A 26,560-nucleotide genomic window follows, 5' to 3' on the forward strand; every position below is an offset into this window, starting at 1 on the left:
TGAGTTTGGGATTGCTTTGTCGACGGCGCTCTTCCTAATGAACAGCCCTCTCGTTTCCCCTCCCTCGACGGGAGGGGATAAAGGGGAGGGTGAAGGACTTCAGGCCCCTTCACCCTTGCCCTCTCCCGCCAGAGGCTGTGTCGCAATAGGGAGTAGGGGCTGAGTTCTTTGACAAAAAAATATCCGTAACGCACCTCGAAGGATCGCCAACCCCGGCCCGGTGTGCTAGAGTGCTCCGCGAAAGGAGATGCGCTCATGGCCTATCGAACCGGCGACCGTCTGCAACTGGGGCTGCTGCCCGCCAGCATCGAGGACTACGTGTCCCCCGAGGACCCGGTACGGGCCTACGATGCCTTCGTGGAGGCCTTGGATCTGCCGCAACTGGGCATCGAGGTGGACCCCAACCAGGTCGGCAACGCCGCCTACGATCCGCGCGCGATGCTCAAGCTGCTGGTCTACGGCTACTCCTACGGGGTACGCAGTTCCCGCAAGCTCGAACGGGAGTGCCACCACAACCTGGCCTTTGTGTGGCTGATGGCCGGGCTGAGGCCCGACCACAAGACCATCGCGGAGTTTAGGCGCAACCACAAGGCGGCCCTCAAGCAGGTGCTCCGGCACTGCGCCCGGCTCTGCATCAAGCTCGACCTAATCGCGGGCAACGTGCTGTTTGTCGACGGCACAAAGATCCGGGCCAATGCCTCACGCTACCGCAGCCATGACCGGGCCTGGTACGAGAAGAAGCTGGCCGATCTGGATCGGCGCATCGAGCAGCTGTTGCAGGACTGCGAGGCCATCGACCGCCGGGAGCGGCACATGGACTCGTACGTGGCGATGCGAAAGGACCTTGCCCAGACGAACACGCTCAAGGACCGGGTCCAGGAGGCCCTGCGGGGCTTCGAGGGAGGCAGCCACCGGCACGTCAACCTCACCGACCCGGACTGCGCCCTGATGAAGAGCGTCCAGGGCAGCCACGCGGCCTACAACGTCCAGTTGGTGGTGGATGACAAGCAGGGGCTTCTGCTGCAGGCCGATGCCGTCGAAGAGACCAGTGATGTCAACCAGTTCGCCCGGCAGATCGAGGCCGCCAACGCGCTGCTGGAGAGTCCCTGCGAGACGGCCTGCGCCGATGCCGGCTATGCCGACACGGCGGAGCTCGAGAAGATCGACCGCCAGGGGATCCGAGTGATCGTGCCTTCACAGCGGCAGGCGAGGAAAGAGCCGGAAAAGCCGTTCAGCAAAAGCCATTTTGCGTATGACCCAGAGCAAGATGACTACAGCTGCCCTGAAGGTCACAGGCTCCGGTATGAATCGACGGAAAAACGCACGGGCAAGCGGCACTACGTGATCACCGACGCGGCCATCTGCCACGCGTGCCGGCACTACGGGAGCTGCACCCAGGCGCGCAGGGGGCGCAAGATCATCCGGCTGCCCAACGAAGAGGTTAAGCTCAGGCTGGAGGCCCAGTACGAGGAGGCCGCCTCGCAGGCCGTCTACGAGAGGCGCAAAACCCGGGCCGAGCATCCCTTCGGGCACATCAAGCGCAACCTCAAGGTCGATGCCTTCCTGCTACGGGGGCTCGAGGGGGCGCGAGCCGAGGTCTCGATGCTGGCCAGTTGCTTCAATGTGGCTCGCCTGATCTCGCTGCTCGGGGTCAACGGGCTCATCGAGAGGCTCCGGGCCCTCGGAAGGCCCTGCTTCGCACCGGCATGAGGCTCAACGGCGTCTTCAAAGGGCCCTGAACCATCAAAACCTGCCCGACAGACCGTGCGCGGATAGACGTTACGGATATTTTGTTGTCAAAGAACGGGTAAACAACTCGTCCCCTCTTGACTGTTGCGACACAGCCTCCCAGGGGAGAGGGTGTTCATTCCAACGATAACCCGCTCCCAGGCGGGGTCTGTTGCTCGCAATGACTGGGTGAGGAGGCGCTCCACGGCAGAGTCAAATCAAAGGATCGGAGGAAACAGGCAGGCATATGCGCATACTGGTCACAGGCGGAGCGGGGTACATCGGCAGTCACGCGGTCAAGGCGCTCGGCAGGGCGGGTCACGAAATCTGCGTGTTCGACAATCTCTCCACCGGGCACGAGTGGGCCGTACTTCGGGGAAGGCTGGTGAAGGGGGACCTGGAAGACCGCGCCGCGATCAACAGCGTTCTCAGGGAGTTCAGGCCCGAGGCGGTTATGCACTTTGCGGCCTATATCCAGGTTGAGGAGTCCGTCAGGGAACCCCTGAAGTATTACCGCAACAACGTGGCCAACTCGCTCAACCTGCTGGAAGCCATGCGGGCAAACGGCGTCGGGTACTTCATCTATTCCTCCACGGCCGCCGTCTACGGAATCCCGGAACAAATCCCGGTGCCAGAAACCGCGCCCCTGCTGCCCATCAACCCCTATGGGATGACGAAGGTGATGATCGAACGCGTGCTTGCCGATCTGGCCGCGGCAGCGGATTTTCGGTATGTGGCCCTCCGGTATTTCAATGTTGCGGGCGCCGACTCGGGCGGAGAGCTGGGCCAGGCCTACAGGGAGGCGACACACCTGATCACCCGCGCCCTGAAGACCGCGCACGGCGAGTTTGCCAAACTCTACATCTACGGGACGGATTACCCCACGCCGGACGGTACCTGCATCCGTGACTACATCCACGTGGACGACCTGGCGGAGGCACACGTACAGGCGCTGGATCATCTGTTCAAAACAGGACAGAGCGCGGTCATGAACTGCGGCTACGGCTCGGGTTATTCGGTCAGAGAGGTCGTCGAGACGGCAAAGAAGGTGACCGGGGTCGACTTCCCCGTCAAGGAGACGGGCAGGCGCGCGGGAGATCCGCCAACCCTGGTTGCCGACAGCACGAAACTTATGCAGGCGACGGGATGGAAGCCGAAATACAATAATTTGGAGTACATCATCAAAACGGCATGGGAGTGGGAGAAGAAGCTCCAGGGCCAAAGTCCGAGGATCTGAGCGAGGAAAGCGAAACAAACAACAAAGTGAATTGCCCCTTTGAGCGAACAACGGGATCGAAGCTCGTTTCGGAAAGTTTATCCAGGGCGATCAGAAAATCATTCTCACCTCTCGAGATCTTCCGGGGGGATTTCACCTGGCGATCGGTTGAACCGTTGCGGGATTGCGCGTGGCCTTCCACGTCCGGCGCGCTATGCCTGTGTTTATCTCCCCTTCGATGGCCTGCTCCCGGATGCGGCCGGAGAACCGGACAGGCACGCTCTTTCCGAAAGATTCGCCCGACAGCATGAAGCTGATCATCTCGCCGGTGACCTTCCCATCCAGCACAGCCCACTTCCTTTCCCTGTATTTAACCGCACCCGTGATTTCCTGGAAGACCTGTTTCACCTCGAGTTCCCACGTGGTCTTCGATTTTCCCTTGCCTTCCGCCCATTGCCATCTCCCCGAGAAATTCGCGGGGATAATCCAGAAATAGGCATCCTCCCTGCCGAAGGACGAGAGGGCGTCGGGTTTCCATTCGCCCATGTCGAAGGTGTACGACGCGATCCGAGTACCCGGCTTGAGCTCGCTCAGCAGTCTGGGTCGGATCTTGAGATTGACATGGCCCCCCATGTATAGCGTCACGACCGTGGCCTCGCTGAAATCCTCCCTGAAGATGTCCGCCACGATGAAGCGGACGCGGTCCTGGACTCCGGCCCGCACGGCGGCCTTACGGCTTTCGTCCACGAGGTCGGGGTCGAGTTCGATGCCCACGGCCCGGCAACCCGTCTGTCTTGCTGCCTCGATGACGATGCGCCCGTCACCGGAGCCCAGGTCGTACAGGATGTCGTCCTTCCCGACGCGGGCCTTTGCAAGGATCTCGGCGATGACGTAGTTGGGGGTCGGAAGGAATGGGGCGTCGAGTCTTGTGCTGCGCTCGGTGTCCATGTAGGCATGGGCAGTGGGTATGGGGCAAAGATGCAGAATGAGTGACGATAGAATGAGGACCGGGAGAAGTGTTGTGTACCGCCTTGCTCTTATTATAGGCCGCGCGGAATTGCGATTTCGCATGAATGGATCGCGGGTTACCTGTTCTTGCGATCCTTCGACAGGCTCAGAACGGGTGCCAGGCCCGTGAGAAACGGCCCGCCCGTTTCCCCGCCTCTCGAAGTGAGGGTTATCAACCGATTCCCCTCCCTCGACGGGAGGGGATAAAGGGGAGGGTGTATGATGAAGATGAGCCCCCTCACCCTTTCCCTCTCCCGCGAGAGGAGAGGGAAATTTGAGATTGCCGCTCCCGCGCAGGCAGACAGTGAACGGCGAGGATGCCTCTTCCTCCAAAAAAACCGAAAGAAGTTGAGTCCCCATGCTCGTTGTAACCCGTTTTGACGTCAATGGGCACATGAATGAATACCTCCGTTTGAGTGCGGATTATGACGGAAACAGAAAGACAATTAAAGAAAAATACGATTCGGCCGATGATATGGGCGGATGGAACCCTGAAAAAGGCAAACCACACCGAAAGGGTGGGGCGCAAAGCCGCTGGCCTAAACCCTTGATTGTGTTAAGGGTATGGCAGAAGGGCTGCCAGGGCGAAACCGCACTTCCCGTGACGGGATTCGCCCCCAGGGCGAATCTGCACGTGGAGGTGATGCCGTGTCTGTGGCGCATCCTTTCCCCCTTCTTTCCCGCAGGAGTTCCTTTTTCATCGTCGTACTCTCAGGCTTGGTTCTTTTTTTGATGGCAATCCTGAGCCTCCTGATGACCGCGGCCCACGCGGCACAGGTGACCGTGGCCTGGGACGCCAACACGGACCCCGCCGTCGCGGGCTACCGGGTGCATTACGGCACAGCGCCGGGAAACTACACGACGCACATAGACGTGGGGAACGCGACAAGCTGCGTCATCAGCGGACTGCTGGCGGGGTTGACCTATTATTTTGCGGCGACGGCCTACGACGGCAGCGGCAATGAAAGCGACTACTCCGCTGCGGTCAGCTACACGGTCCCGCAGGCCCCGGCTCCCGCCCCCTCCCCGTCCGGGGCAGCCGCGAGCGGAGGCGGCGGGGGGTGTTTCATCGCCACGGCCGCCTTCGGGAGCTACCAGGCACCGGAGGTCATCCTGCTCCAGAAGTTCCGGGACCGCATTCTCCTGGCAAGCGAGCCGGGCAGGCTGCTTGTGGAGTTCTACTACAGGGTATCGCCCCCGATTGCCGCTTTCATCAGTCAAGACGAACTGCTCAAGCGGGCCGCGCGGCTTTCTCTGCGGCCCTTGATCTTCGGTATCCAGCACCGGCTCGCCGTGTACCTCGGCGTGCTCGCTCTCCTTATGGGCCTAACATTTATCCTTTACGGTGAGCAGCGCAGGATTCTGCGCGAAGTGGGTCGCATACGGCGGCAGAAATAGGGTAAGCGGCCAAAACTGACAGCAATGCCGCTGAACGGCAGAGTACGGAATGAATTGAAGATAAACGCACAAACCCGATAGTCGGCCAACCGACATCCTGCCAATAATCCTGCCTGCGGTGCGCCGTGAAACCGCCGTATACGGATTGTAACCGTCTGATATTCAATAACTTTTCTTGGCACGGCCGCAAGTCCTGTTGCGTATGCTTTTTGCATGAAAATCCTGCGTCATGGCTTGGAACGGCAGGAGAAAGAAAAAGGCCCTCGTGCTCGACGACGACCCTAGCGTGCTGCAGGTGCTCGGCGGCTACATGAGCGCCTTCAATTTCGACGTGGAGACGACGGACAACCCGCGCGCGGCGCTGGAGCTCTGCAAGACCCGGCGCTTCGACATCATCCTGTCCGATCTCATGATGCCCGAGATGAACGGGCTGGAATTCCTGCAGGAAGTCAAGCACGCCGACCCCGATGCGGCCTTCATCATGATCACGGGATACCCGTCGATCGACTCCGCCGTCGAGGCCATCCGCCGCGGCGCCCAGGACTACATCAGCAAGCCCTTCAAGATCGAGGAAATCAAGCACAAGATCGACAAGGCCCTGTTGGAGAAGAGCCTGAAGATGCGGCTCCGGCACCTCCAGGGCATCACATGGGCCCTCATCATCTCCATCCCCCTCTGGCTCATCCTCGGCATCGTCTTTGCGCGATCCATAAAGTAGAGGCGAGTCCGGGCTGCCTGTCCCGGGGCTGAAGAGCAATCCCCCCTCGACACGCTACTCCCTGCTCTTCGCGAGAAACGCCCCCATTTCCGCAAGGCCCATGCAGTTGATGATGTCGGGGGCCTCGAGCCAGCCTTTCCGCGCAGTGTTCAGCCCGTAGCGAATGTCCCGCAGGCCGTCCGCGTGATGCGCGTCCGGGTTGACGGCGATCCGCGCACCCTGCCGCTTGGCGTACCTGCAGTGGCGCCAGTCCAGATCCAGGCGGTGCGGGTTGGCGTTGAGTTCGATGACCTTGCCGCGCTCTGCGGCGGCATCGATGATGCGCTCGAGGTCCAGCGCGTAGGGCTCACGGGCGAGCAGCAACCGGCCCGTGGGATGGGCCAGGATCGTCGTGTGGCGGTTCTCCAGGGCCTTTAGAACCCGTTTGGTCATCTCCTCCGCGCTCATCCCGAAATGCGAGTGGACGGCGGCAATGACGAAGTCGAAGGACTCGAGGGTTGCATCGTCGTAATCGAGCCTGCCGTCGGGCAGGATGTCGGCCTCGATGCCCTTGAAGATGCGGAAGGCGGGGTCCTCCCGGTTCAACGCGTCTACGGCCCTGTGCTGCCGGCGGATCTCATCCGCGGTGAGGCCGCCGGCGTAGAAGGCCGATTCGCTGTGGTCGGTGATGCCGATGTACTCCAGGCCCATCCGCTTTGCGGCCTTGACGACCGCCTCCAGCGTACTGGAGCCGTCGCTTGCCGTCGTGTGGATGTGAAAGACCCCGCGGATGTCTTTCATCTTGACCAGCGACGGCATCACGCCCGTTTCGGCAGCTTCGATCTCGCCCATGTTTTCGCGGAGCTCCGGCGGCACCCAGGCAAGCCCCAGGGCCGCGAAAATTTCCTCCTCGCTTGTGCATGACACGAGTGCATCGTCGCGGAAGAGGCCGTACTCGTTCATCTTGAGGCCCATCTGTTTTGCGCGGCCCCGCATGGCCACGTTGTGCTCCTTGCTGCCCGTGAAGTGGTGCAGGGCATAGGGGAATTCCTGCGGCGAGACGATCCTCAGGTCGGCGTTGATCCCCGCCTTGAGGAAAACGCTCACCTTCGTGTCCCCATGGGCGATGACGCTCTCAGCGTCGGCAATCGAGGCGAACCACTGCGAGAGGCCTGCCGGGTCGGACGTGGCGGCGACGAGGTCGATGTCCTTGACGGTTTCGTTTCCGCGCCTGAGCGAGCCGGCCAAGCTGGCCGATACGACTCCGGGGTGCCCTAGGAGTTTTGCCAGGAGGGGTTCCGCGGCCTCGAGGGCGTCGCTGCAGAGGTGTCGCTCCTTGTACCGCTTCAGGTGTTCGATGCCGGCGAGGATCTTCTGCTGCGTCCGGGCCCCGAAGCCGGGCAGCTCCACGAGGCGGTTCTCCAGGCAGGCGTATTCCAGCTCGCCCAGGGTCTCGATGGAGAGCTTCTCGTGGAGGGCGCGGATCTTCTTCGGCCCCAGGCCGGGGATGCGCAGCATCTCGAGATGCCCGGGCGGCACGGAGGCCTTGAGCTTCTCGTAGTACTCGAGTCGCCCCGTGGTGACCAGTTCAGTGATCTTGCGGCTCAGGGCGTCGCCGATGCCCTTGATGGAAGTCAGGCCACCCCGCCGCACGAGCTCGCCGAGATCGTCTTCGAGGGTCTCCAGCTGTCTGGCCGCATTGCTGTAGGCGATGGACTTGAAGGGCGACTCGCCCTTGAGCTCGAGGAGCACACTGATCTCCTGGAGGATGCGGATGACGTCTTTGGGGGAGATGGGGCCGGTCATGGTATATTGTGGCATCGGCAAAGAGGAGAAGCAACCTGGATTCTATGCCCGGGATTGCTTCGTCGCTGGCCTCCTCCTAATGAACAGCCCTCTCGTTTCCCCTCCCTCGATGGGAGGGGATCAAGGGGAGGGTGAATGACTTCAGGCCCCCTCACCCTTGCCCTCTCCCGCCAGAGGCTGTGTCGCAACAGTCAAGAGGGGACGAGTTGTTTACCCGTTCTTTGACAACAAAATATCCGTAACGTCTATCCGCGCACGGTCTGTCGGGCAGGTTTTGATGGTTCAGGGCCCTTTGAAGAGCGCCGTTGAGCCTCATGCCGGTGCGAAGCAGGGCCTTCCGAGGGCCCGGAGCCTCTCGATGAGCCCGTTGACCCCGAGCAGCGAGATCAGGCGAGCCACATTGAAGCAACTGGCCAGCATCGAGACCTCGGCTCGCGCCCCCTCGAGCCCCCGTAGCAGGAAGGCATCGACCTTGAGGTTGCGCTTGATGTGCCCGAAGGGATGCTCGGCCCGGGTTTTGCGCCTCTCGTAGACGGCCTGCGAGGCGGCCTCCTCGTACTGGGCCTCCAGCCTGAGCTTAACCTCTTCGTTGGGCAGCCGGATGATCTTGCGCCCCCTGCGCGCCTGGGTGCAGCTCCCGTAGTGCCGGCACGCGTGGCAGATGGCCGCGTCGGTGATCACGTAGTGCCGCTTGCCCGTGCGTTTTTCCGTCGATTCATACCGGAGCCTGTGACCTTCAGGGCAGCTGTAGTCATCTTGCTCTGGGTCATACGCAAAATGGCTTTTGCTGAACGGCTTTTCCGGCTCTTTCCTCGCCTGCCGCTGTGAAGGCACGATCACTCGGATCCCCTGGCGGTCGATCTTCTCGAGCTCCGCCGTGTCGGCATAGCCGGCATCGGCGCAGGCCGTCTCGCAGGGACTCTCCAGCAGCGCGTTGGCGGCCTCGATCTGCCGGGCGAACTGGTTGACATCACTGGTCTCTTCGACGGCATCGGCCTGCAGCAGAAGCCCCTGCTTGTCATCCACCACCAACTGGACGTTGTAGGCCGCGTGGCTGCCCTGGACGCTCTTCATCAGGGCGCAGTCCGGGTCGGTGAGGTTGACGTGCCGGTGGCTGCCTCCCTCGAAGCCCCGCAGGGCCTCCTGGACCCGGTCCTTGAGCGTGTTCGTCTGGGCAAGGTCCTTTCGCATCGCCACGTACGAGTCCATGTGCCGCTCCCGGCGGTCGATGGCCTCGCAGTCCTGCAACAGCTGCTCGATGCGCCGATCCAGATCGGCCAGCTTCTTCTCGTACCAGGCCCGGTCATGGCTGCGGTAGCGTGAGGCATTGGCCCGGATCTTTGTGCCGTCGACAAACAGCACGTTGCCCGCGATTAGGTCGAGCTTGATGCAGAGCCGGGCGCAGTGCCGGAGCACCTGCTTGAGGGCCGCCTTGTGGTTGCGCCTAAACTCCGCGATGGTCTTGTGGTCGGGCCTCAGCCCGGCCATCAGCCACACAAAGGCCAGGTTGTGGTGGCACTCCCGTTCGAGCTTGCGGGAACTGCGTACCCCGTAGGAGTAGCCGTAGACCAGCAGCTTGAGCATCGCGCGCGGATCGTAGGCGGCGTTGCCGACCTGGTTGGGGTCCACCTCGATGCCCAGTTGCGGCAGATCCAAGGCCTCCACGAAGGCATCGTAGGCCCGTACCGGGTCCTCGGGGGACACGTAGTCCTCGATGCTGGCGGGCAGCAGCCCCAGTTGCAGACGGTCGCCGGTTCGATAGGCCATGAGCGCATCTCCTTTCGCGGAGCACTCTAGCACACCGGGCCGGGGTTGGCGATCCTTCGAGGTGCGTTACGGATATTTTTTTGTCAAAGAACTCAGCCCCTACTCCCTATTGCGACACAGCCTCCCAGGGGAGAGGGGAGCTTGTAATTGTCTCTCCCGCCAGGGGAGAGGGTGTTCATTGCATGATAACTCCATACCTAGGACGGAGTCCGCACCTCGCAATGAAGAGAAAAATGCTCCTCGAAATGACAGAATGGCGATCAGGACTCGGCGCCCAGTTCCACGCCCATCTCGGCGGCGAGTCTCGCCATGAGCTCGCGCGGGATGCTGTCGCGCAGGTCCTGGATGTCGGTCTGCATGACCTCGCAGAAGGCGTGCACGAAGGACTCGTACATGAGGATGAGGTTATTGACGCCGGCGTCCTCGAGGCCCGTCTTGAGCCCCTCCTCGATGCTCATAACGATGAACTCGTCATCGGCCAGGCCGAGGGAGGACTTCCGGATCTGTTCGAGGTACTTCTCGGGCGGGATCGACTCGTTGGCGAGCATCCAGTTGAGCTGCAGGCAGATCAGGTAACAATATTCGGCACGCTCGCAGACCTCTTTTTCGCTCAGCATCCGTCCACCTCCACTATGTCGCGCTGTACAGGCGGTCGCCTTTGCGGGTCCGGTCGTAGCAGAAGGCGTCCATGCCGGGGATGACGACCCTCACGGCCGGGACTCCCGTCTCGGGCCGGGTCAGGTCCACGGCGATGACCCGGTCGAGGCCCCGCTCCCGCAGCCTCGCAAGGCAGGCTCTCAGGTCCTCGGTGATGTCGCTGCTGTACCCGATTTCCATGTCCGAGAGGCGCTTGACGCTGCGGACGGCGAACCGCGGGTCTTCCATCGCCTCGTCGTGGGTGAGGTACAGGGGGCTCGCGTCCCGCAGCCCGTCGGGACCGTTCTTGACGAGGAAGAGCGCCCGCGTCGTGGCCACCTCCATGAGCGCCCGTCCCATGGCGACCCTCGGGTCCGTGTGGGCGCCGAACCCCTCGACGGGCAGCGTGTCGCCGCTGCGCAGGTCCTTGGAAAAGGCCGCCACGACGGGGATCCCGATGTCGGAGGTGATGTCGCGGGCGATGACCTCGAGCCCGGCCTGCTCGAATTTCGATGCGATGTCGAGAAGGAACCGGTTTTCGGGCCTGTCGTCGATGACCACCGGCTCGCCGTAGTCGCGGTTGTACTTGGCGATACTCCAGGCGTCGCGCTCGACGATCTCCGTCAGCGCGTGGAAGACGGCCTCCTCGAGGGTGTTGCCCGAGGCGAGGCCGTTGGTGTGCGAGCCGTAGAGAAGCCCCTCGTCCCGGTGGAAGGGGTGGTAGACCTCCCTCGCGGGGACGAGGATCTCCTCGCAGCGGCAGATGTCGTAGCCCTCCACCCAGTGCAGTTCGCTGTCTGGCGTGTAGTCGCTGAACTGGGAGAGGATGAGTGTCGTGGGGTCGAGGGTGTTGCGCCTCGTGCGCAGGGCGTTGTAACTGCCCACGATGAGGCGGTCGGCCCATTCCTCGCGGAACTCGGAGGAGTAGCGCTCGATCGACTCGAGGGTGAGGGACACCTGGGCCTGTACGGGAGACAGCCCCTTGCCGGTGTGAAAGGTCCTGGACTCGTCGGGCCGCAGCCGCCAGCACGTGAAGACGGGGATGCCGATGCGGTCCAGGTCCGTCGCATCGCGGAAGTCCTGCATCCCGAGCAGATCCCGCATGCCCTCGACGAATCGCAGGGTGTCGCCGGGCGGCCGAGACCGGTGCGTCTCGCGGATGTAGACCTTCGGGCAGCTTCCGAGCGTGATCGGCGCCATCGACCCTCCTCGCTGTTGAAGTTGCCGTAATCAACGCCATTTCCGGGGGCAAAGTCAACAGAAAAGACAGGCCCGGAAGCAAAGGGTCGAAGAGTGCAAGCCTCTCCCGCGAAAGGAGAGGAAAGAAAAGGAGGTTGAACAGGGACTACAGATTCTTTGCTGCCCAGAGGGCGGCCTGGAGGCGGTTGGGGACGTTGATCTTCTTGAAGATGTTGTAGATGTGGGTCTTGACGGTGTGCGGGCTGATGCAGATCCGGGCGGCAATCTCCTCGTTCGTGGCCCCCGAGACGACCATGCTCAGGATCTCGAGTTCCCGCTGCGTCAGGAAGATCACCTCCTTGTTGTGGGCCTCGCCGGCGGAGCGCTGCGACAGGATGCACTTGGCCATGATGTCCCGGGAGAGCCACATCTCGCCCTTGAACAGGGCCTGGATCCCCTTCACCAGCTGGTCGACGGTGTCCGTTTCGTAGAAGAACCCCCGGATGCCCCAGGAGACGGCCCTCTCCTCGATGCCGAGTCCGGGCCTGACGTTGAACAGGGCCACGAGGCAGTTCGACAGGACTCGCTTACCCGACACGGCCAGCGCCATGAAGTACTTCACGGGGTCCCGTTCCGGGCAGTCCAGCAGGACGAGCGTGCTGTGATCGGACTCCGCCGGGTTCACGGTGATCGCGGCGGGATCGGAGGCGATGAGGCACGTCACGCCGGTGTGCACGGTCAAGTAGTGGGTCATCAGGTCGCACTGCAGCCTGCGGGCGCTGACGATCTGGATCGTCTTCTTGTCGAGAGAGCCTGCCTTTGCCGTCTTGCTTTTCATGGCCTCTGCGGACGATTAGAACGGGATTAGAGTGTATCTAATACTCTGGTATTAGTGACAAGCATATTCCGTTCCACAATTCCAAGGATCGCAAAATATATTGATATTACAGCAAATACAGATACTTGCGATGGACCCGGGCGGGCTGGGCGCTGGAGGGGCGACTGTCGTGTCCTCTGACAGACATGGAAGGATCGAATCCATGCCTCAACGGGAAACGCAGGGCAGGGGAGTACCGGAAACGGCAAGGACTCGTGTCAGGCGGTTCCCGGGGTGCGGGTCGCCGTCGGGGCGATGACGTAGTCCTCGCTGAAGCGGATGGCCATTCCGTCCTGCTGTGCACGGGTGACCGTGCCGAGGATGCGGATGCGGGTTCTCCCGGGGCTCCGGAACGTCTTGAGGCTGTCGTAGGAAAGCATGAGGTCGAGCCGCACCTTCGTGCCTTCCGTCAGGGCGGCATCCGTGCGGAAGTAGGCGCCGCCGGCGCAGACGTTGGCCGTCTTGAGGGAAATCTTTCTCCTCTTCGCCGTTCTCGCCAAGGTCTCGATCTTCACCGGTACCGCGAGATCGTAGCGCTCGAATTTCCTGCGTTCGACCATCCGGGATCGCCCCGCTGTCTGTTATGGCAGCAGTCTATCGTGCAGGGGCGCAAAAGCAAGATGGAAAAAAGTATGATTTTGCCTAATAAAAAATCATGAGAAAAATCGAGGGAACTAATCCTTCGAGCATTAGTCCGGATATATGCAAAACGGAAAATGATTTCAATTTTCGCGGTCTTGTGCTACTCTTGCGGGGCTGAAAGTTATCGACAGTCGCGACTGATGTGACCATTGTGACTGATGTTACAAGCTGTGGGATCCGGGGGCAGCAGGCATAGGGGGGAGTCATGAAGATCGAGGTCAAAGTTTGCAGACCGTCCTCCTTCAAGGGGGAGGCGATCGTGGTCTTGCACTTCGAGGGCGAGAGAAAGCTCGACGGGCCGGCGCTCGAACTTGACCGGCAGTCGGGGGGCGTCCTCGGGGATCTGATCAAGAGCGGGGATTTTGCCGGCAAACACGCCCAGGTTTCCGTCGTCTACACCCGGGGTGCACTTCCCGCCCAGAGGATATTCCTGCTGGGTCTCGGCAAGAGGAAGGATTTCGACCTCGAGAAGGCGCGCAGGGGATTCTCGAAGGCGGCCCGCTCGGCCCGTGAACTGGGGCTCAAGGAATTCGCGATCTGCCTCGATCCCGTCCCGGGGGGGGCCAGCCTGGAAGACATGACCGAGGCAGCCGTTGAGGGCGTGCTTCTCGGGCTGTACCGGTTTACGCAGTTCAAGACCGCCAAGGAGAACGGGCAGGGGGAAGTGCGGAAGCTTGTTTTTCTCGCGCCTGATGCCCGGGAGGCGCGGCGCATGAAGGCCGCGGCGTCAGCTGCCGAGATCGTCTCGAGGGCCGTCTGCTATGCACGGGATCTCGTATCGACGCCGTCCAACGAGATGACGCCCACCGACATGGCGCGCCGTGCGAAGGAGGCAGCCGCGTCGAAGAAGGTTCGGCTGACCGTTCTCGGGAACCGCGAGATGCAGAGGCTCGGGATGAACGCGCTTCTCGCCGTTGCCCGGGGCAGCATGGAGCCCGCCCGCTTCATCATTCTCGAATACTCGGGGGGCCTCCGCGGTGAGAAGCCCTACGTGATCGTCGGCAAGGGCCTGACCTTCGACAGCGGGGGCATTTCCCTCAAACCGCCCGACAAGATGGAGGAGATGAAGGCCGACATGTCGGGCGGGGCCGCCGTGCTGGCCGTCGTCAAGGCCGCGGCGGAGCTGGGTTTGCCGCTCAACCTGGTGGGGCTCGTCCCGGCCACGGAAAACCTCCCGGGCGGGCGCGCCTACAAGCCCGGCGATGTGCTGCGCTCCATGTCCGGGCAGACCATCGAGGTCATCAGCACCGATGCGGAGGGCCGGCTCATCCTTGCCGATGCGCTGACCTATGCGGGCCGCTTCAAGCCGAGGGCCATCATCGACCTGGCCACCCTGACGGGGGCCTGCGTCATCGCGCTGGGCGAGGACGTCATCGGCATGATGGGCAACGATGCGGACCTCAAGGACGGCCTGCGGAAAGCCGCGGGGGAGACCGGGGAGAAGCTGTGGGAACTTCCGATCTGGGACGACTACGCCGAGCTCATCAAGAGCGACGTGGCGGACATGAAGAACACGGGGGGTCGGGCCGGCGGGGCCATCACGGCGGCCGTCTTCCTGGGAAAGTTCGTGGGCGGCACCCCCTGGGTGCACCTTGACATCGCCGGGCCGGCCTGGCTCAGCAAGGAAAAGCCCTACATCCCCCGCGGCGCCTCGGCCGTGGGTGTGCGGCTCCTGCTGCGTTTCCTCCGGGACCGGGCTGCCACGAAGCGGAAGAAATGAGGGAAGCAGGGGGAGATGCACCCTTCTGCAAAGGGGAATCGCTCATTTCCCGGATCCAGTGATAAAACGCGTCATCGCGGTGAGCCGAGGCCCCGGGCGCAGCGCGACGGGCAGCGTGGCGGTCTCGCCCTTTTCACGGGATTGCCGCGCACCCTGCGGGTGCCCGCAATGACCCGTTCTAAAGGTTTTCAGCTTCTGGTCGCTGGGTTCGGCATTTGAAAAGGGAATCCCCAGGAAATCCCCCTTTCGCAAAGGGGGACAGGGGGATTTGACGAAAAGAACGACATAGACAAACCGGCGAGACAAACGAAAGAATGCCACCGATCCTGAAGATCGAAAGCCTGAGCACCCATTTCGAGACGGCGCGGGGGAGCGTGAAGGCCGTCGACGGCGTGGACCTGCGTCTCGACGAGGGTGACACCCTCGGGATCGTCGGAGAGTCGGGGTGCGGCAAGACGGTGCTCGCGCTGTCCGTCATGCGTCTCGTGCCTAGGCCTCCGGGCCGCATCGTTTCCGGCCGTGTCCTGTTCGAGGGGGAGGACCTCCTGGCCCTGTCGGAGGAACAGATGCGCCGGGTCCGGGGCAAGCGGATCTCCATGATCTTCCAGGAGCCCATGACATCCCTCAACCCCGTGTTCCGCATCGGCGATCAGGTCGCCGAAACCCTCCGGCTCCACGAGGGGCTTTCCGCAAAAGACGCCCACGAGCGTGCCGTGGAGATGCTGCGGCTTGTCGGGATCCCCGCGCCCGAGCAGCGGGTGAGGGACTACCCGCACCAGATGAGCGGCGGGATGCGCCAGCGCGTGATGATTGCCATGGCCCTGTCGTGCAGGCCGAGGCTCATGCTCGCCGACGAACCCACGACGGCCCTGGACGTGACGATCCAGGCGCAGATCCTCGATCTGATCCAGGGCCTGAAGCAGGAAGTGGGCACATCGGTGATCCTGATCACGCACGATCTCGGGGTCATCGCCGAGGCCGCGCAGCAAGCGGCCGTCATGTACGCAGGCTGGGTCGTCGAGCAGGGCCCCGTGGGCGCGATCTTTTCATCGCCCCTTCACCCCTACACCGTGGGGCTCATGAATTCGATTCCACGCATCGATCGGGGACGTGCGGGCGACGGGTATCTCAACGTCATCCCCGGCACCATCCCCGACCTGCTCGAGCTTCCTTCGGGCTGCAAGTTCCGGGACCGCTGCTCCCGCGTCATGCCCGTCTGCGCCGAGAGGAAGCCGGAGCTTGTCGAGAAAACGCCGGGGCACTTCGTGCGCTGCTGGCTGTGGGTGTGAACGATGGCTGACGTTCTCGTTGACATCAGGGGCATTCGAAAGCACTTCCCCGTCAGGGGCGGGCCCATCAGCGGGCGAAAGTCCGTCGTCAAGGCCGTCGACGGAGTCGATCTCGCCGTGTACCGCGGGGAGACGCTGGGCCTGGTGGGCGAGAGCGGCTGCGGGAAGACCACCCTGGGCAGGCTCGTCGTCAGGCTCGAGGACCCCACGGAGGGGCAGATCCTGTTCGAGGGCGAGGACATCCTGGCATACGACGCGCGGAAGCTGAAAGCCTTCCGGCGCAAGGTCCAGATGATATTCCAGGACCCCTACTCCTCGCTCAACCCGCGCCGCAGCGCGGCGAGCACGATCGGGGAGCCCCTGCTGGTGCACGGCGTCGCGTCCGGGCGGGAGCGGGAGGAGGAAGTGGCCCGGCTCATGGAAAAGGTCGGCCTCACGCGGGAGCAGATGGGCCGGTACCCCCACGAGTTCAGCGGCGGCCAGCGGCAGCGGATCGGCATCGCCAGGGCGCTGGCCCTTCGTCCGAAGCTCATCATCGCCGACGAGCCCGTCTCAGCGCTCGACGTCTCCATCCAGGCCCAGATCCTGAACCTGCTTCGGAGCCTCCAGCGGGAATTCGAGCTGACCTACCTGTTCATCTCCCACGACCTGAGCGTCGTGGAGCACATGAGCGACCGTGTGGCCGTCATGTACCTGGGGAAGATCGTCGAACTCGCCGGGAGCGCCGATCTGTACAACCGCCCGTTGCACCCCTACACCCAGGTCCTCATCTCGGCCATCCCCGTTCCCGATCCGGGCCGCAGGGCCCGCCGCCTCGCAACAGGGGGCGATGTCCCGAGCCCGATCGACCCGCCGGCCGGATGCGCCTTTCACCCCCGTTGCCTCCGCGCGGGCGATGCGTGCAGGAGCGTCGTCCCTGCCCTGGTGGAGCGGGAGAAGGGGCATTTCGTCGCCTGCCATCTCCTGGACTGACCGTTTTTTTGTCCTTGCTTTTTCCGACCATCAAATCACATTATGGCTTCGGCACGGAAGTTCCGGAAACGACCCCTTGGAAAGGAGAACGCCGATGCGCCGCGCAACATTGCCAGCATGGCTTGGGACGGTTTCAGTCGTGACGGTTATCATCGCCCTTGCCGCCTGCGCCACGGGCACCATCCTGAGGTGGAACCAGGTCGATGCGGGCGCCCTCATGCAGGGCGATGCGGGAAAGCAGTCGTACAACGTCATCCGGTTCGAGACCTTCGGCCCGAGAACGGAGCAGATCTTCGGGTACGTGCTCTACAAGGAGGGGATCGAGGTCGTGACGGGAGGGGGCATCCCGGTTGCGAGGCTGGGGAGGAAGACCCTTCAGGAGGTCATGGCCGATCACGAGCAGCAGATGAGGAGCAGGATGTTCACGGGAGGGAGCCGGCTCATCGTCCGGGAGTTCATGCGGGGCGATTCCGTCGTGGCTCTCACGGCAAGCGATCTCAACATGGATGTCCAGCTCTGGGACATCACCCAGGCAGACGGCCCACCTGTGCTTCGTCTCGTCTACAGGGATATGCGCAGGGAGCCTGACAGCCCTGACCCGATGCGGCCGCAGAGAAGAGGTTTTTAACTGCCCATGACCCGACAGCGCCGGCTCATGCAGGGCGCGGGCATCGGGCTGCCGAAACGGGAGGATTGCAGCCATGAGGACTCAGACCGGCTCCCGGGGCTACACGGCTGCCCTGACGATTATCCTTTTCCTCTTTTTTCTGCTTGCCTGCGCGCCGGGCGCCTATTTGAAGTGGAACCAGGTCGATGCCGCGGCGTTGGCGGCAGGCCCGGCAGGCGGCGAGAAGCTCAACGCCATCCGTGTTGCGACGTTCGGCCCCCACGCGGAGCAGATTCACGGGTATTTCCTGTACCGGGACGGCGTCGAGGTCGTCACGGGCGGGGGCGCGTCGATCGAGAGGATCGGGAAACTTTCCCTGCGGGAGGTCGGGGCCGATTACGCCAAGGTGGTCAGCCTCCGGATGTCGGACCCGAGGGTGCTCGTCACCCGCGAGATCCTCAGGGGCGGCGCAGTCGTCGGTTACACGGTAACGGACATCAAGCTGGACATGGACCTCTGGGACATCACGCCCGCCGGCCGGGCATCGACGGTCGTGCTGCGGCTCGAGTACAGGGATCGGAGAAATCTCGACAGCGGCGGCGACGGCCGGGGAATCCTGGACTCGTCGGACTGACCCCGGTTTCACCGGCTGAAATGATCAAAGCCCCGCGGGCCCCTCACCGCGAGGGGGGAGCCGACCCGATCGAAGACGCCGGGGGATGCCGAGTACCGTAACTCGCCGAGCCTCGTCAGGGGGAGGTCCCGAAAAGGCCAGTCCCGCCTCAGTCGTCCCTCCTTCTCTTTCGGCACGGCAAACAGCAGCTCGTAATCCTCGCCGTCCGTGAGGGCTTCCTCCAAGGTTGTCTCCGCGGTGCGCCTCGGGACGGACTGCGCATCGAGAAAGAGCGCCACGCCCGAGGCACGGCAGAGGCGCCCCGCGTCGATCAGCAGCCCGTCGCTCACGTCGATCATCGCCCCGGCAAGCCCCTGACCGGCGAGCCACCGGCCTTCCCGAACCCGCGGCTCGAAATCGAGATGATGCCCCGTCGGGAAGGAACGGCCGAATACCCCCGTCGCCCAGAAACCGTCCCCGTCCCTCGCGCCTGTGCGTCGAACGACCTGCCTCTCGTCGGCACGGCCGACGATGGTCAGGCTCGCCACGGTTCTCCCGGCGCCCCGGGCCAGGTCGCCTCCGACGAGGTGGGTGTCCCAGCGGCGGCACAGCTCGAGCATCCCGTCGAAGAAACGATCGAGCCACGCAGCATCATGGCGGCCTCCCAGGGCCACGGCGCTGAGGCAGTAGAGGGGTGTACCCCCCATGGCGGCGATGTCGCTCAAGTTGCGGGCCAGGAGCTTTCGGCCGACCTGTTGCGGGGATGCCGCGAAAGGCCCCTCTTCTGCGAAGTGGCGCCCCTCGACAACCTGGTCCACGGCGATGAGCAGGAGGCTGCCGTCGGCCGAGCGGAAGCCGGCGCAGTCATCACCGGGCGGGATCACCAGCTCGCCCGGCGGGTGGGGCATGCGCTTGAACAGGGCCTCTAGGAAGTCGTCTTCGGTCATGGCATCGGCCATCGGGTTCAGGACCGGGGTGCGGAGCGCAGAAGCCGGAGGGGCGGCCGTTGCGCACCACGGACCCCTCACGGGGAGGATGCTCGCGATCGAGGGGGAATTTCCATCACAGCTCCCGCGCCGCAAAGAATGCCTCGTGGACGGCCTCGTAGGCCTTGCGCGCCTTCTTCGCGTCGCCCACCACGATAATGCGTTCGACTGCGCCCCGCAGCTTCTCCTCGAGGGGGTTCACAGGAACGGTTCCGCAGGCCATCACGACGGTGTCGCAGGGAATCAGCTCGCGGCCCTCCTTCTTCTCCACCCAGAGGCCCTGCGGCGTTATCTCCACGGCCTTGGTGTGCGTCATGACGCGGACCCCGTGCTGCTGCAGCTGGCGCAGCGCGATCCAGCGCGTCGTCAGACCGATGTCGGCCCCTGCGCGGTCGAGCATCTCGACGATTGCGACGCTTTTCACGCCCCGGGTGGCGTATTCCCTCAGGCGGTCGGGCTCCTCGGCCTTGTTGAGGAACAGGAACAGGAGGGTCTCGGCGTCAATGGTGCCGATCTTGGCGAGACACAGGGCGGTCTCGATCCCGACAGCCCCCCCGCCGATCACCACGACGCTCTTGCCCGTGACGGCCTTTCCGGCCAGCACGTCCCATGCGTATTCCACCTTTTCATCCGCCGTCGAGGGGATGGGGGGACAGAGGGGCTCCCCGCCCGTAGCCAGGATGACCACGTCGGGCCTCTCGGCCCGCACGAGATCCTCGCCGACCTCCACGCCCGTCCGGATGACGGCCCCGGCGGCCCTCGCCTGTTCGGCGAAGGGCTCGAGGAACGCCCCCATCTCGCGGCGCTCCTCGGCGGCGGCCGCCAGAAGCACCTGCCCGCCGAGGCGGGGACTCTTCTCGTAGAGCGTCACCGCGTGGCCTGCCTGTGCGGCCGTGCGGGCCGCCGAGAGCCCCGCGGGCCCGCCCCCGACGACCATGACCTTTTTCGGCGTTTCGGCTTTCCGCACGGGCGGGACTTCGAACTCGCGTCCTGCCCTGGGATTGACGAGGCACTCGACGGGCTCCATGTTGAAGATCCTGTCGAGGCAGCCCTGGTTGCAGGCGATGCAGGGGACGATCTCCTTTGCCCGTCCGGTCATGGCCTTGGCGGGGAACTCGGGGTCCGCCAGCAGCGCCCTGGCCAATCCCACGAGGTCGGCGCGGCCGTCCCGGAGGATGCGATCGGCCAGGGCCGGGTCATTGATCCGGTTGCACGCGATGACAGGCCGGGTGACGGCCGCCTTCACGCCGCTTGCCAGGTGGACGAAGGCTCCCCGGGGGACATCCATCGTGATCTGGGGGACCGCCGTCTCGTGCCAGCCGCCGGTGACGCTGAAGGCGTCGACGCCGTGCTGCTCAAGCATGTGGGCAAACCGGGCGGCTTCCTTGTTGGTGTTTCCGCCCGCCATGAAATCGTGGCCCGCGATGCGGAAGATGACAGTGTAATCGGGGCCCACGGCCTCGCGGATCGCCCAGGCCACCTCGATGCCGAAGCGCATGCGCCTGTCGGGGCTGCCGCCGTAGTCGTCGGTGCGGTGGTTGGTCAGGGGCGAGAAGAATTCCGAGATCAGGTAGCCCGTGCCCGCCAGCACCTCTACGGCGTCGAAGCCCGCCTTCTTGGCGCGGACGGCGGCCTGCGCGAAGTTGGCGATCGTGTCCTGGATATCGTCCAGGGTCATCTCCCGGGGGACTTCCCGGGTGATGGACGAGGCGATGGGGGAGGGTGCGATGGGCTGCCGGCCGATCATGGCCGACCGGACGTAGCGTCCGCCGTGGAACAGCTGGGCCGCGACGAGGGCGCCGTGGCTGTGCACGGCCGCCGTGAGCCTCGCCAGCCCCGGGAGGAATCGGTCATCGCCGATGCCGATCATCTCCTGCATGCTCGTGGCGTACCGGTCGATCGGGCAGCCGCCGACGAACAGAAGGGCCGCCCCGCCCCGGGCGCGCTCCTCGTAGAAAGCCACGAGGCGGTCCGTCACCTCGCCGCGGTCGTTGCAGTACCCGAGATGCATGGCGGGCATGACGATGCGGTTCCTGAGCGTCAGCGACCCGACCCGGATGGGAGAAAAGAGATAGTCCATGGCGTGCCCCCTTGTCCTGCCCGTCGCCTCCCCCGAGAAAGGGGGATCGAGGGGGATTTGCGAAACGTCTCCGTCCGATGATGTAACAAAAAAGGCGGAAAATCCCAACGATTATTTCTCGGCCGCGGGGAAAGACCGAAACTCCCTGCGGGTGAGAACCAGCGCGCCGAGGAAGAGGCAGGCGTTGGCCACGGGCTGCGCCGCCCAGATCCCGGTGAGCCCGAACTGCATCGAGAAGAGGAGCAGAAGGGGGATGAGGAGGATCAGGTCGCGCATCAGCAGCATGGACATCGAGATGACCCCCTTGCCGAGCCCGTTGAACATGCTGATCCAGGTAAAGTTCGCCCCCGCAAAGGGGAGGGACAGGGCGAAGATGCGGAGTGCCGGCACGGCGATCGCGATGACTGCGGGGTCCTGCGTGAAGACGCGGATGAGCGGGTCGGCGAAGACCTGGAAGGTGATGCAGCTCGCGACGGTGAGAGCCCCCGCGTATTTCACGGCGGCGTGCACCGTCTCGATGAGCCGGCGGTAGAGCCGGGCGCCGAAATTGAAGCCGACAAGCGGCATCACGCCGTGGCCGATCCCCACGAGCACCCAGACGACGAGCCCCTGTATGCGGAAGACGATGCCCAGGGTGGCAACGGCAGCAGGCCCGTAGCCGCCCAGGATGTGATTGTAGAAAGTCAGCACGAGGCTGATGACGAAGTTCATGACCATCGCGGGGACCCCCACGCGGTAGATGGACCGGATGACGGGAAGGTCGGGCGCAAGGTGTCCCCTGCGGATGCGGTAGGACGAGGTCGGCTTCGCGAAGAGCAGCAGCGACAGCGCGCAGGCCGCGAACTGCGAGATTCCCGCCGCCCAGGCCGCACCCTGAATCCCCATCTCCGGGAAGGGCCCCCAGCCGAAGATGAGGAAAGGGTCCAGCACGGCCCCCAGCAGCGCCGCCGTCGAGAGCACGTACATGGAGTAGTTGGGGTTGCCCTCGGCGCGGAGGAGATTGCCGGCGGAGATCATGAAGACGAGAAAGGGGATGGTGAAGAGATAGACAATAAAATATTCCCTTGCCGGCGGGAGGATCTCCCCCGTGGCGCCGAAGAGCCGCAGGATCGTGTCGTGGAAGGCGAGCCCGGGGACGATGACCGCGGCGCCGATAAAAAAGGACAGGAAGATGACCTGCCCGGCCGTCCGGTTGGCCTTTTCGGTGTTGCCCGCGCCGAGCATCCGGGCCGCGTAGGAGCCGGCCCCGACTCCGGTGCCGACGCCGAACCCGCTGAAGAGCATCTGGATCGGGAAGGCGATGGTCACGGCGGCGATGGTCTGGGGCCCCAGGCGCGACAGCCAGAAGACGTCGATGAAGTTGTAGAAGGCCATCACCAGCATGGCCGTGATGGAGGGCAGGCTCATTTTCAAGAGGAGCGGACCGACGGGTTCGGTGCGAAGATCGAGCTGCGGTTTCTTCATCGGGTATTTGACGGTTCGGGCCGATGCGGATATAAGGACAGGGGCACGCTAACACGGCACCGGGCAAAAAGCAATGCGGCCCTCTTTCGTCTCCCCTCCCTTGACGGGAGGGGATCAAGGGGAGGGTGAGCGGTTTCACGCACCCCTCACCCCTGCCCATTCACGCGAGGGGATCGGGGGGAATGGAGAGGAAGGGGTCGGGATTCGCAATGACAGTGCAGGGTGTCATTTCTCGCGAGTGTATGGGTAACGACAAAAGAGACTGCAATCTCATCGTCATCCTCGGGCCCACGGCTTCGGGCAAGACGCGGCTTGCCGCGAGGCTTGCCGCACGGATGGGGGCCGAGCTGATCTCCGCCGACTCCCGCCAGGTCTACCGGGGCATGGACATCGGCACGGGCAAGGACCTCTCCGAGTACGTCGTCGACGGCATCCATGTCCCGTACCACCTCATCGACGTGGCCGATCCGGGGCATCTCTTCAGCGTCTTCGAGTTCCAGCAGCGGTTCTACGCGTGCTTCCGCGAGATCACGGCGCGTCACAGGATGCCGATCCTCGTCGGCGGAACGGGGCTCTACATCGAGTCGGTCCTACGGGGATACCGCATGCCCCCTGCCCCCGAGGACGCGGTGCTGAGAGGGGAACTGGCCGGGAAGAGCACGGAAGAACTCGTCTCGATTCTGCGCGAGTTGAACCCCGCCCTGCACAACACCACGGACCTCACGGGCCGGGAGCGTCTCGTCCGGGCCATCGAGATCGCCGTGCAGAGGGCAGGACCCGGCTCGGGGGACACGATCGACAGGCCGGGGATCGTGCCGCTCGTGATCGGCATCCGCTGGGAGAGGGCCGCCCTGCGCGAGAGGATCACCCGTCGTCTGAAGGACCGGTTGGGGCAGGGGATGATCAGGGAGGTCGAGCGGCTCCGGGAGGCGGGAGTGTCCTGGGAGCGTCTCGACGAGATGGGGCTCGAGTACCGGTACGTGAGCCTCTACCTGCGCGGCCAGATGACCTACGAGGAGATGTTCCGGACGCTCAACACCCGCATCCACCAGTTCGCCAAGCGCCAGGACACCTGGTTCCGGGGGATGGAGCGCCGGGGAATCACCATTCACTGGATAGAGGGGGCGGACGAGGCCGCGCTTCGGGATATCGTAACGAACCCCCCCCTTTCGTAAACGGACGGCACAGATGCCGTCCCTGCGACTACGTTTCGCCCAGGTAGGCCTTTCGCACCCGCTCGTCGCTGAGCAGGTCCTTGCCCGTGCCTTCGAGCACGATCTCGCCCGTTTCGAGCACGTACCCGTAATCGGCCACGTTCAGGGCCGCCATGGCGTTCTGCTCGATGAGCAGGATCGTGGTGCCCTCCCGGTGGATCTTCGTGATCACGCGGAAGACCTCGCGGATCAGCAGGGGGGCGAGCCCCAGGGAGGGCTCGTCCAGGAGAAGAAGCCTCGGCCTCGACATGAGGGCGCGCCCGAGGGCGAGCATCTGCTGCTCTCCGCCCGAGAGCGTCGCCGCCGGCTGGTCCCGGCGCTCGAGCAGGCGGGGGAAGGTCTCGAAGATCCACTCGACGTCCCGCTCGATCCCCGCCCTGTCATCGCGTCCGTAGGCCCCCATGAGCAGGTTCTCGTACACGCTGAGGTTGACGAAGACGCGCCGGCCCTCGGGGGACATGGCGATGCCTTCCCGGGCGATCCGGTGCGGCGGAAGGCCGGTGATGACCCGGCCCAGGTATCGGATCGAGCCGCCCGTGACGGGGACGAGACCGCATACGGCCCGCAGCAGCGTGCTCTTGCCGGCGCCGTTGGCCCCCACGAGGGTCACGATCTTCTCCTCCGGCACGTGGAGGGTGACGCCTTTCAGGGCGTGGATCCCGCCGTAGTGGACATCCAGTCCCTCGACCCTAAGCACTCTGCACCTCCCCCAGGTAGGCCTCGATGACCCTGGGATTGCTCTGGATCTCGTGCGGGGTCCCCTCGGCGATGGTGGTGCCGTAATCGAGGACCTTGATCCGCTCGCAGATCTCCATGACGAATTTCATGTCGTGCTCGATGAGAAACACCGTGAGGTCGAAATCCTTGCGGAGCCTCAGGATGAGCTGCAGCAGTTCCTGCGTCTCGCTGGGGTTCATGCCGGCGGCGGGCTCGTCGAGCAGCAGCAGGCGGGGCCCCGTGGCCAGGGCCCGCGCGATCTCCAGCCTCCGCTGCTTCCCGTAGGGCAGGGAGGTGGACTTCTCCCGGGCCACGTCCTCGAGCCCCACTTCCCGCAGGAGCCTCATGGCCCCCTCGACCATCATGCGCTCCTCGCGCCGGTAGAGCGGGAGCCGCAGGGTCGCGCCGAGGAAGGTGGACCGGATGCGGCAGTGATAGCCGATCATGACGTTCTCGATGACGGAGAGTTCCGAGAAGAGGCGGATATTCTGGAAGGTCCGGGCGATGCCGGCCTTGGTGATCCGGTTGGCCTTGAGGCCCTGGATCGCCCTGCCCTGGAAGCGGATCGACCCTTCCGTCGGCACGTAGTAGCCGGCGATCATGTTGAAGACGGTCGTTTTGCCCGCGCCGTTGGGGCCGATGAGACCGACGATCTCGCCCTTCTCGAGCTCGAGATTGAAGTCGTTGACGGCCACGAGGCCGCCGAACTTCATCGTGAGATGTTCGACCGAGAGTACGCTCATCGGGAGCGACCTCCGACGCCGAGTTTCCGGCACAGCCAGTTCCAGTTGAATTCCCGCGTCCCCATGATCCCGTGGCGGGCGAAGATCATGATGAAGATCAGGATGCACGAGAAGATGACCATGCGCATGCCGGGGATGCCGGGGATCTCGACGAAGCCGAGATCCATGGGCTCGTCGACGAATCGAAGCCACTCGCCGCCCCAGGTGAAGAGGACGGCGGCGATGATGGCCCCCGTCGTGCTCCCGAGGCCCCCCATCACGATGATGATGAGGAGGTTGAAGGTCAGGAAGAAGGTGAAGAGCGTGGGCGAGATCGTCGTGATCAGGTGCGCCAGCAGTCCCCCGCCGATGCCCTGGAAAAAGCCGCTCGTCGTGAAGGCGAGCATCTTGTGCCAGTACGTGTTGATGCCCACGGCCTCCGCCGCCGCCTCGTCGTACTTGATGGCCTTCATGGCCATGCCGTAACTGCTGCGGATCAGCCGGGCGATGAGGAAGACGGTGACGATGGCGGCGCCCCACGACCACCAGAGCGTCGTGTACTCGGCGATCCCCTTCAGGCCGAGCGGCCCGTTGGTGATGCTCTGGGTGTTGTTGGCGATGACGCGGACGACCTCTCCGAAGCCCAAGGTGACGATGGCCAGGTAGTCCCCGCGCGTGCGGAACACGGGGAACCCCATGACAAACGCCAGCACGGCCGACACCAGGCCCGCCGCCAGGAGCGAAACGATGAACGGGGTCGTGATCACGCTCAGGGGCCAGATGCAGGGTTCGATGATGAAGGAGATCTCCTTCTCCGCCGGCGTCAGGGTGAGCAGGGCCGACGTGTAGGCCCCGAGGGCCACGAAGGCGTTGGGAGCGAGCGAAAACTGCCCCGTCACGCCGTTGACGAGGTTGTAGCTCACCGCAAGGACGATGAAGATGGCGATGTTGTTGAGGATGCGGATCTGGTACTCCGTGCCGTGGCTGGCGGCAACCTGCACCAGGACCAGCACGAGCATGGTCGCGAGGACGGAGAGGAGAAGGTTTCTGTTGGCGTTCGGGTCCATGGTCGATTCGAAACGGCGTCTCGGGTTCCGGGCCCGGTTCACGGGGTCATCGCGTGGGCGAGGCCCGCGGCGATCCTCCGCATCCCCCGGTCCTGCCCGTTTCGGAACCCTGTCTCAAACGTTGATGGCCCCGCTTCGCGAGCCTCGGCGCGCGG

The 26,560-nt window shown here is 64.0% G+C and carries 23 protein-coding genes and 1 riboswitch; of the genes, 10 read left to right on the plus strand and 13 right to left on the minus strand.

Annotation, left to right across the window (positions count from 1 at the left end; all coding sequences use genetic code 11):
* Positions 1–255 precede the first annotated feature (255 nt).
* On the plus strand, positions 256–1,710 hold the full coding sequence (locus HPY67_00310) for an IS1182 family transposase (protein NPV03165.1): 1,455 nt from the start codon (positions 256–258) through the stop codon (positions 1,708–1,710).
* 265 nt (positions 1,711–1,975) lie between these two features.
* A complete protein-coding gene (gene galE, locus HPY67_00315; GenBank protein NPV03166.1) occupies positions 1,976–2,965 on the plus strand; it encodes a UDP-glucose 4-epimerase GalE in 990 nt (329 codons plus the stop codon).
* 132 nt (positions 2,966–3,097) lie between these two features.
* On the opposite strand, the gene HPY67_00320 is transcribed toward galE, so the two are convergent.
* Positions 3,098–4,015, minus strand: coding sequence for a class I SAM-dependent methyltransferase (locus tag HPY67_00320; GenBank protein NPV03167.1), 918 nt, complete (start codon positions 4,013–4,015; stop codon positions 3,098–3,100).
* Positions 4,016–4,441: 426 nt separating this feature from the next.
* A riboswitch (cyclic di-GMP riboswitch) is annotated at positions 4,442–4,536 on the plus strand.
* Between the two features lie 148 nt (positions 4,537–4,684).
* Between HPY67_00320 and HPY67_00325 the strand changes: the two genes are divergently transcribed.
* A complete protein-coding gene (locus tag HPY67_00325; protein ID NPV03168.1) occupies positions 4,685–5,350 on the plus strand; it encodes a fibronectin type III domain-containing protein in 666 nt (221 codons plus the stop codon).
* A 229-nt stretch (positions 5,351–5,579) separates the two neighbouring features.
* Positions 5,580–6,068, plus strand: coding sequence for a response regulator (locus HPY67_00330; GenBank protein ID NPV03169.1), 489 nt, complete (start codon positions 5,580–5,582; stop codon positions 6,066–6,068).
* A gap of 54 nt (positions 6,069–6,122) precedes the next feature.
* Here the strand turns inward: HPY67_00330 and polX are convergent, their stop codons facing one another.
* The 6 genes from polX to HPY67_00360 all read right to left on the minus strand — a co-directional run bounded on the left by polX (position 6,123) and on the right by HPY67_00360 (position 12,872).
* Positions 6,123–7,841: a DNA polymerase/3'-5' exonuclease PolX gene (gene polX, locus HPY67_00335; protein NPV03170.1), complete on the minus strand. Its 1,719-nt coding sequence runs from the start codon at positions 7,839–7,841 to the stop codon at positions 6,123–6,125.
* 324 nt (positions 7,842–8,165) lie between these two features.
* Positions 8,166–9,620, minus strand: a complete 1,455-nt coding sequence (locus tag HPY67_00340) for an IS1182 family transposase (GenBank protein NPV03171.1) — start codon at positions 9,618–9,620, stop codon at positions 8,166–8,168.
* Between the two features lie 260 nt (positions 9,621–9,880).
* Positions 9,881–10,237 (minus strand): hypothetical protein, encoded by a 357-nt coding sequence (locus HPY67_00345; GenBank protein NPV03172.1) that lies wholly within the window; start codon positions 10,235–10,237, stop codon positions 9,881–9,883.
* A gap of 13 nt (positions 10,238–10,250) precedes the next feature.
* Positions 10,251–11,456, minus strand: a complete 1,206-nt coding sequence (locus HPY67_00350; GenBank protein NPV03173.1) for a methanogenesis marker 1 protein — start codon at positions 11,454–11,456, stop codon at positions 10,251–10,253.
* Positions 11,457–11,601: 145 nt separating this feature from the next.
* Complete coding sequence (locus tag HPY67_00355) at positions 11,602–12,273, minus strand: response regulator transcription factor (protein NPV03174.1); 672 nt, start codon at positions 12,271–12,273, stop codon at positions 11,602–11,604.
* Between the two features lie 257 nt (positions 12,274–12,530).
* Positions 12,531–12,872, minus strand: coding sequence for a hypothetical protein (locus tag HPY67_00360; GenBank protein NPV03175.1), 342 nt, complete (start codon positions 12,870–12,872; stop codon positions 12,531–12,533).
* Positions 12,873–13,159: 287 nt separating this feature from the next.
* On the opposite strand from HPY67_00360, the gene HPY67_00365 reads away from it, so the two are divergent.
* From HPY67_00365 to HPY67_00385, 5 genes are all read left to right on the plus strand, one after another.
* A complete protein-coding gene (locus HPY67_00365) occupies positions 13,160–14,674 on the plus strand; it encodes a leucyl aminopeptidase (GenBank protein ID NPV03176.1) in 1,515 nt (504 codons plus the stop codon).
* A 314-nt stretch (positions 14,675–14,988) separates the two neighbouring features.
* On the plus strand, positions 14,989–15,963 hold the full coding sequence (locus HPY67_00370; GenBank protein ID NPV03177.1) for an ABC transporter ATP-binding protein: 975 nt from the start codon (positions 14,989–14,991) through the stop codon (positions 15,961–15,963).
* A gap of 3 nt (positions 15,964–15,966) precedes the next feature.
* Positions 15,967–16,935 carry a dipeptide ABC transporter ATP-binding protein gene (locus HPY67_00375; GenBank protein NPV03178.1) on the plus strand — a complete coding sequence of 323 codons (969 nt, stop codon included), beginning with the start codon at positions 15,967–15,969 and terminating at the stop codon, positions 16,933–16,935.
* 139 nt (positions 16,936–17,074) lie between these two features.
* Entirely contained in the window at positions 17,075–17,563 is a 489-nt protein-coding gene (locus tag HPY67_00380) for a hypothetical protein (protein NPV03179.1), read from the plus strand.
* Between the two features lie 73 nt (positions 17,564–17,636).
* Complete coding sequence (locus HPY67_00385) at positions 17,637–18,176, plus strand: hypothetical protein (protein ID NPV03180.1); 540 nt, start codon at positions 17,637–17,639, stop codon at positions 18,174–18,176.
* Between the two features lie 8 nt (positions 18,177–18,184).
* On the opposite strand, the gene HPY67_00390 is transcribed toward HPY67_00385, so the two are convergent.
* The 3 genes from HPY67_00390 to HPY67_00400 form a co-directional block, all read right to left on the minus strand.
* The gene (locus HPY67_00390) at positions 18,185–19,102 is read right to left on the minus strand and encodes a thiamine-monophosphate kinase (protein ID NPV03181.1); all 918 of its coding nucleotides are present in this window, start codon (positions 19,100–19,102) and stop codon (positions 18,185–18,187) included.
* A 115-nt stretch (positions 19,103–19,217) separates the two neighbouring features.
* Positions 19,218–21,221 (minus strand): FAD-dependent oxidoreductase, encoded by a 2,004-nt coding sequence (locus tag HPY67_00395; GenBank protein ID NPV03182.1) that lies wholly within the window; start codon positions 21,219–21,221, stop codon positions 19,218–19,220.
* Between the two features lie 111 nt (positions 21,222–21,332).
* Positions 21,333–22,685 carry an MATE family efflux transporter gene (locus HPY67_00400; protein ID NPV03183.1) on the minus strand — a complete coding sequence of 451 codons (1,353 nt, stop codon included), beginning with the start codon at positions 22,683–22,685 and terminating at the stop codon, positions 21,333–21,335.
* A gap of 242 nt (positions 22,686–22,927) precedes the next feature.
* Between HPY67_00400 and miaA the strand changes: the two genes are divergently transcribed.
* Complete coding sequence (gene miaA, locus HPY67_00405) at positions 22,928–23,860, plus strand: tRNA (adenosine(37)-N6)-dimethylallyltransferase MiaA (GenBank protein NPV03184.1); 933 nt, start codon at positions 22,928–22,930, stop codon at positions 23,858–23,860.
* Positions 23,861–23,888: 28 nt separating this feature from the next.
* Here miaA and HPY67_00410 read toward each other — a convergent pair whose 3' ends face one another.
* Genes HPY67_00410 through HPY67_00420 form a run of 3 tightly spaced genes read right to left on the minus strand, consistent with a single transcriptional unit; the run spans position 23,889 to position 26,405 of the window.
* Complete coding sequence (locus HPY67_00410; protein ID NPV03185.1) at positions 23,889–24,596, minus strand: ABC transporter ATP-binding protein; 708 nt, start codon at positions 24,594–24,596, stop codon at positions 23,889–23,891.
* The gene (locus HPY67_00415) at positions 24,589–25,359 is read right to left on the minus strand and encodes an ABC transporter ATP-binding protein (GenBank protein ID NPV03186.1); all 771 of its coding nucleotides are present in this window, start codon (positions 25,357–25,359) and stop codon (positions 24,589–24,591) included. Before HPY67_00415 ends, HPY67_00410 begins: the two co-directional genes overlap by 8 nt.
* Positions 25,356–26,405, minus strand: a complete 1,050-nt coding sequence (locus HPY67_00420) for a branched-chain amino acid ABC transporter permease (protein NPV03187.1) — start codon at positions 26,403–26,405, stop codon at positions 25,356–25,358. The genes HPY67_00415 and HPY67_00420 overlap by 4 nt, the downstream gene beginning before the upstream one ends.
* Positions 26,406–26,560: the final 155 nt, after the last annotated feature.

Source organism: Syntrophaceae bacterium (genome assembly GCA_013177795.1).
Lineage (GTDB): Bacteria > Desulfobacterota > Syntrophia > Syntrophales > UBA2192 > UBA2192.

What these genes read in the sequence shown, in the direction of transcription:
- HPY67_00310 (NPV03165.1), top strand. Translation starts at nt 256, where the DNA reads ATGGCCTATCGAACCGGCGACCGTCTGCAACTGGGGCTGCTGCCCGCC.
- galE (NPV03166.1), top strand. Translation starts at nt 1,976, where the DNA reads ATGCGCATACTGGTCACAGGCGGAGCGGGGTACATCGGCAGTCACGCG.
- HPY67_00320 (NPV03167.1), bottom strand. Translation starts at nt 4,015, where the DNA reads ATGCGAAATCGCAATTCCGCGCGGCCTATAATAAGAGCAAGGCGGTAC.
- HPY67_00325 (NPV03168.1), top strand. Translation starts at nt 4,685, where the DNA reads ATGGCAATCCTGAGCCTCCTGATGACCGCGGCCCACGCGGCACAGGTG.
- HPY67_00330 (NPV03169.1), top strand. Translation starts at nt 5,580, where the DNA reads ATGGCTTGGAACGGCAGGAGAAAGAAAAAGGCCCTCGTGCTCGACGAC.
- HPY67_00340 (NPV03171.1), bottom strand. Translation starts at nt 9,620, where the DNA reads ATGGCCTATCGAACCGGCGACCGTCTGCAACTGGGGCTGCTGCCCGCC.
- HPY67_00345 (NPV03172.1), bottom strand. Translation starts at nt 10,237, where the DNA reads ATGCTGAGCGAAAAAGAGGTCTGCGAGCGTGCCGAATATTGTTACCTG.
- HPY67_00350 (NPV03173.1), bottom strand. Translation starts at nt 11,456, where the DNA reads ATGGCGCCGATCACGCTCGGAAGCTGCCCGAAGGTCTACATCCGCGAG.
- HPY67_00355 (NPV03174.1), bottom strand. Translation starts at nt 12,273, where the DNA reads ATGAAAAGCAAGACGGCAAAGGCAGGCTCTCTCGACAAGAAGACGATC.
- HPY67_00360 (NPV03175.1), bottom strand. Translation starts at nt 12,872, where the DNA reads ATGGTCGAACGCAGGAAATTCGAGCGCTACGATCTCGCGGTACCGGTG.
- HPY67_00365 (NPV03176.1), top strand. Translation starts at nt 13,160, where the DNA reads ATGAAGATCGAGGTCAAAGTTTGCAGACCGTCCTCCTTCAAGGGGGAG.
- HPY67_00370 (NPV03177.1), top strand. Translation starts at nt 14,989, where the DNA reads ATGCCACCGATCCTGAAGATCGAAAGCCTGAGCACCCATTTCGAGACG.
- HPY67_00375 (NPV03178.1), top strand. Translation starts at nt 15,967, where the DNA reads ATGGCTGACGTTCTCGTTGACATCAGGGGCATTCGAAAGCACTTCCCC.
- HPY67_00385 (NPV03180.1), top strand. Translation starts at nt 17,637, where the DNA reads ATGAGGACTCAGACCGGCTCCCGGGGCTACACGGCTGCCCTGACGATT.
- HPY67_00390 (NPV03181.1), bottom strand. Translation starts at nt 19,102, where the DNA reads ATGACCGAAGACGACTTCCTAGAGGCCCTGTTCAAGCGCATGCCCCAC.
- HPY67_00395 (NPV03182.1), bottom strand. Translation starts at nt 21,221, where the DNA reads ATGGACTATCTCTTTTCTCCCATCCGGGTCGGGTCGCTGACGCTCAGG.
- HPY67_00400 (NPV03183.1), bottom strand. Translation starts at nt 22,685, where the DNA reads ATGAAGAAACCGCAGCTCGATCTTCGCACCGAACCCGTCGGTCCGCTC.
- miaA (NPV03184.1), top strand. Translation starts at nt 22,928, where the DNA reads ATGGGTAACGACAAAAGAGACTGCAATCTCATCGTCATCCTCGGGCCC.
- HPY67_00415 (NPV03186.1), bottom strand. Translation starts at nt 25,359, where the DNA reads ATGAGCGTACTCTCGGTCGAACATCTCACGATGAAGTTCGGCGGCCTC.
- HPY67_00420 (NPV03187.1), bottom strand. Translation starts at nt 26,405, where the DNA reads ATGGACCCGAACGCCAACAGAAACCTTCTCCTCTCCGTCCTCGCGACC.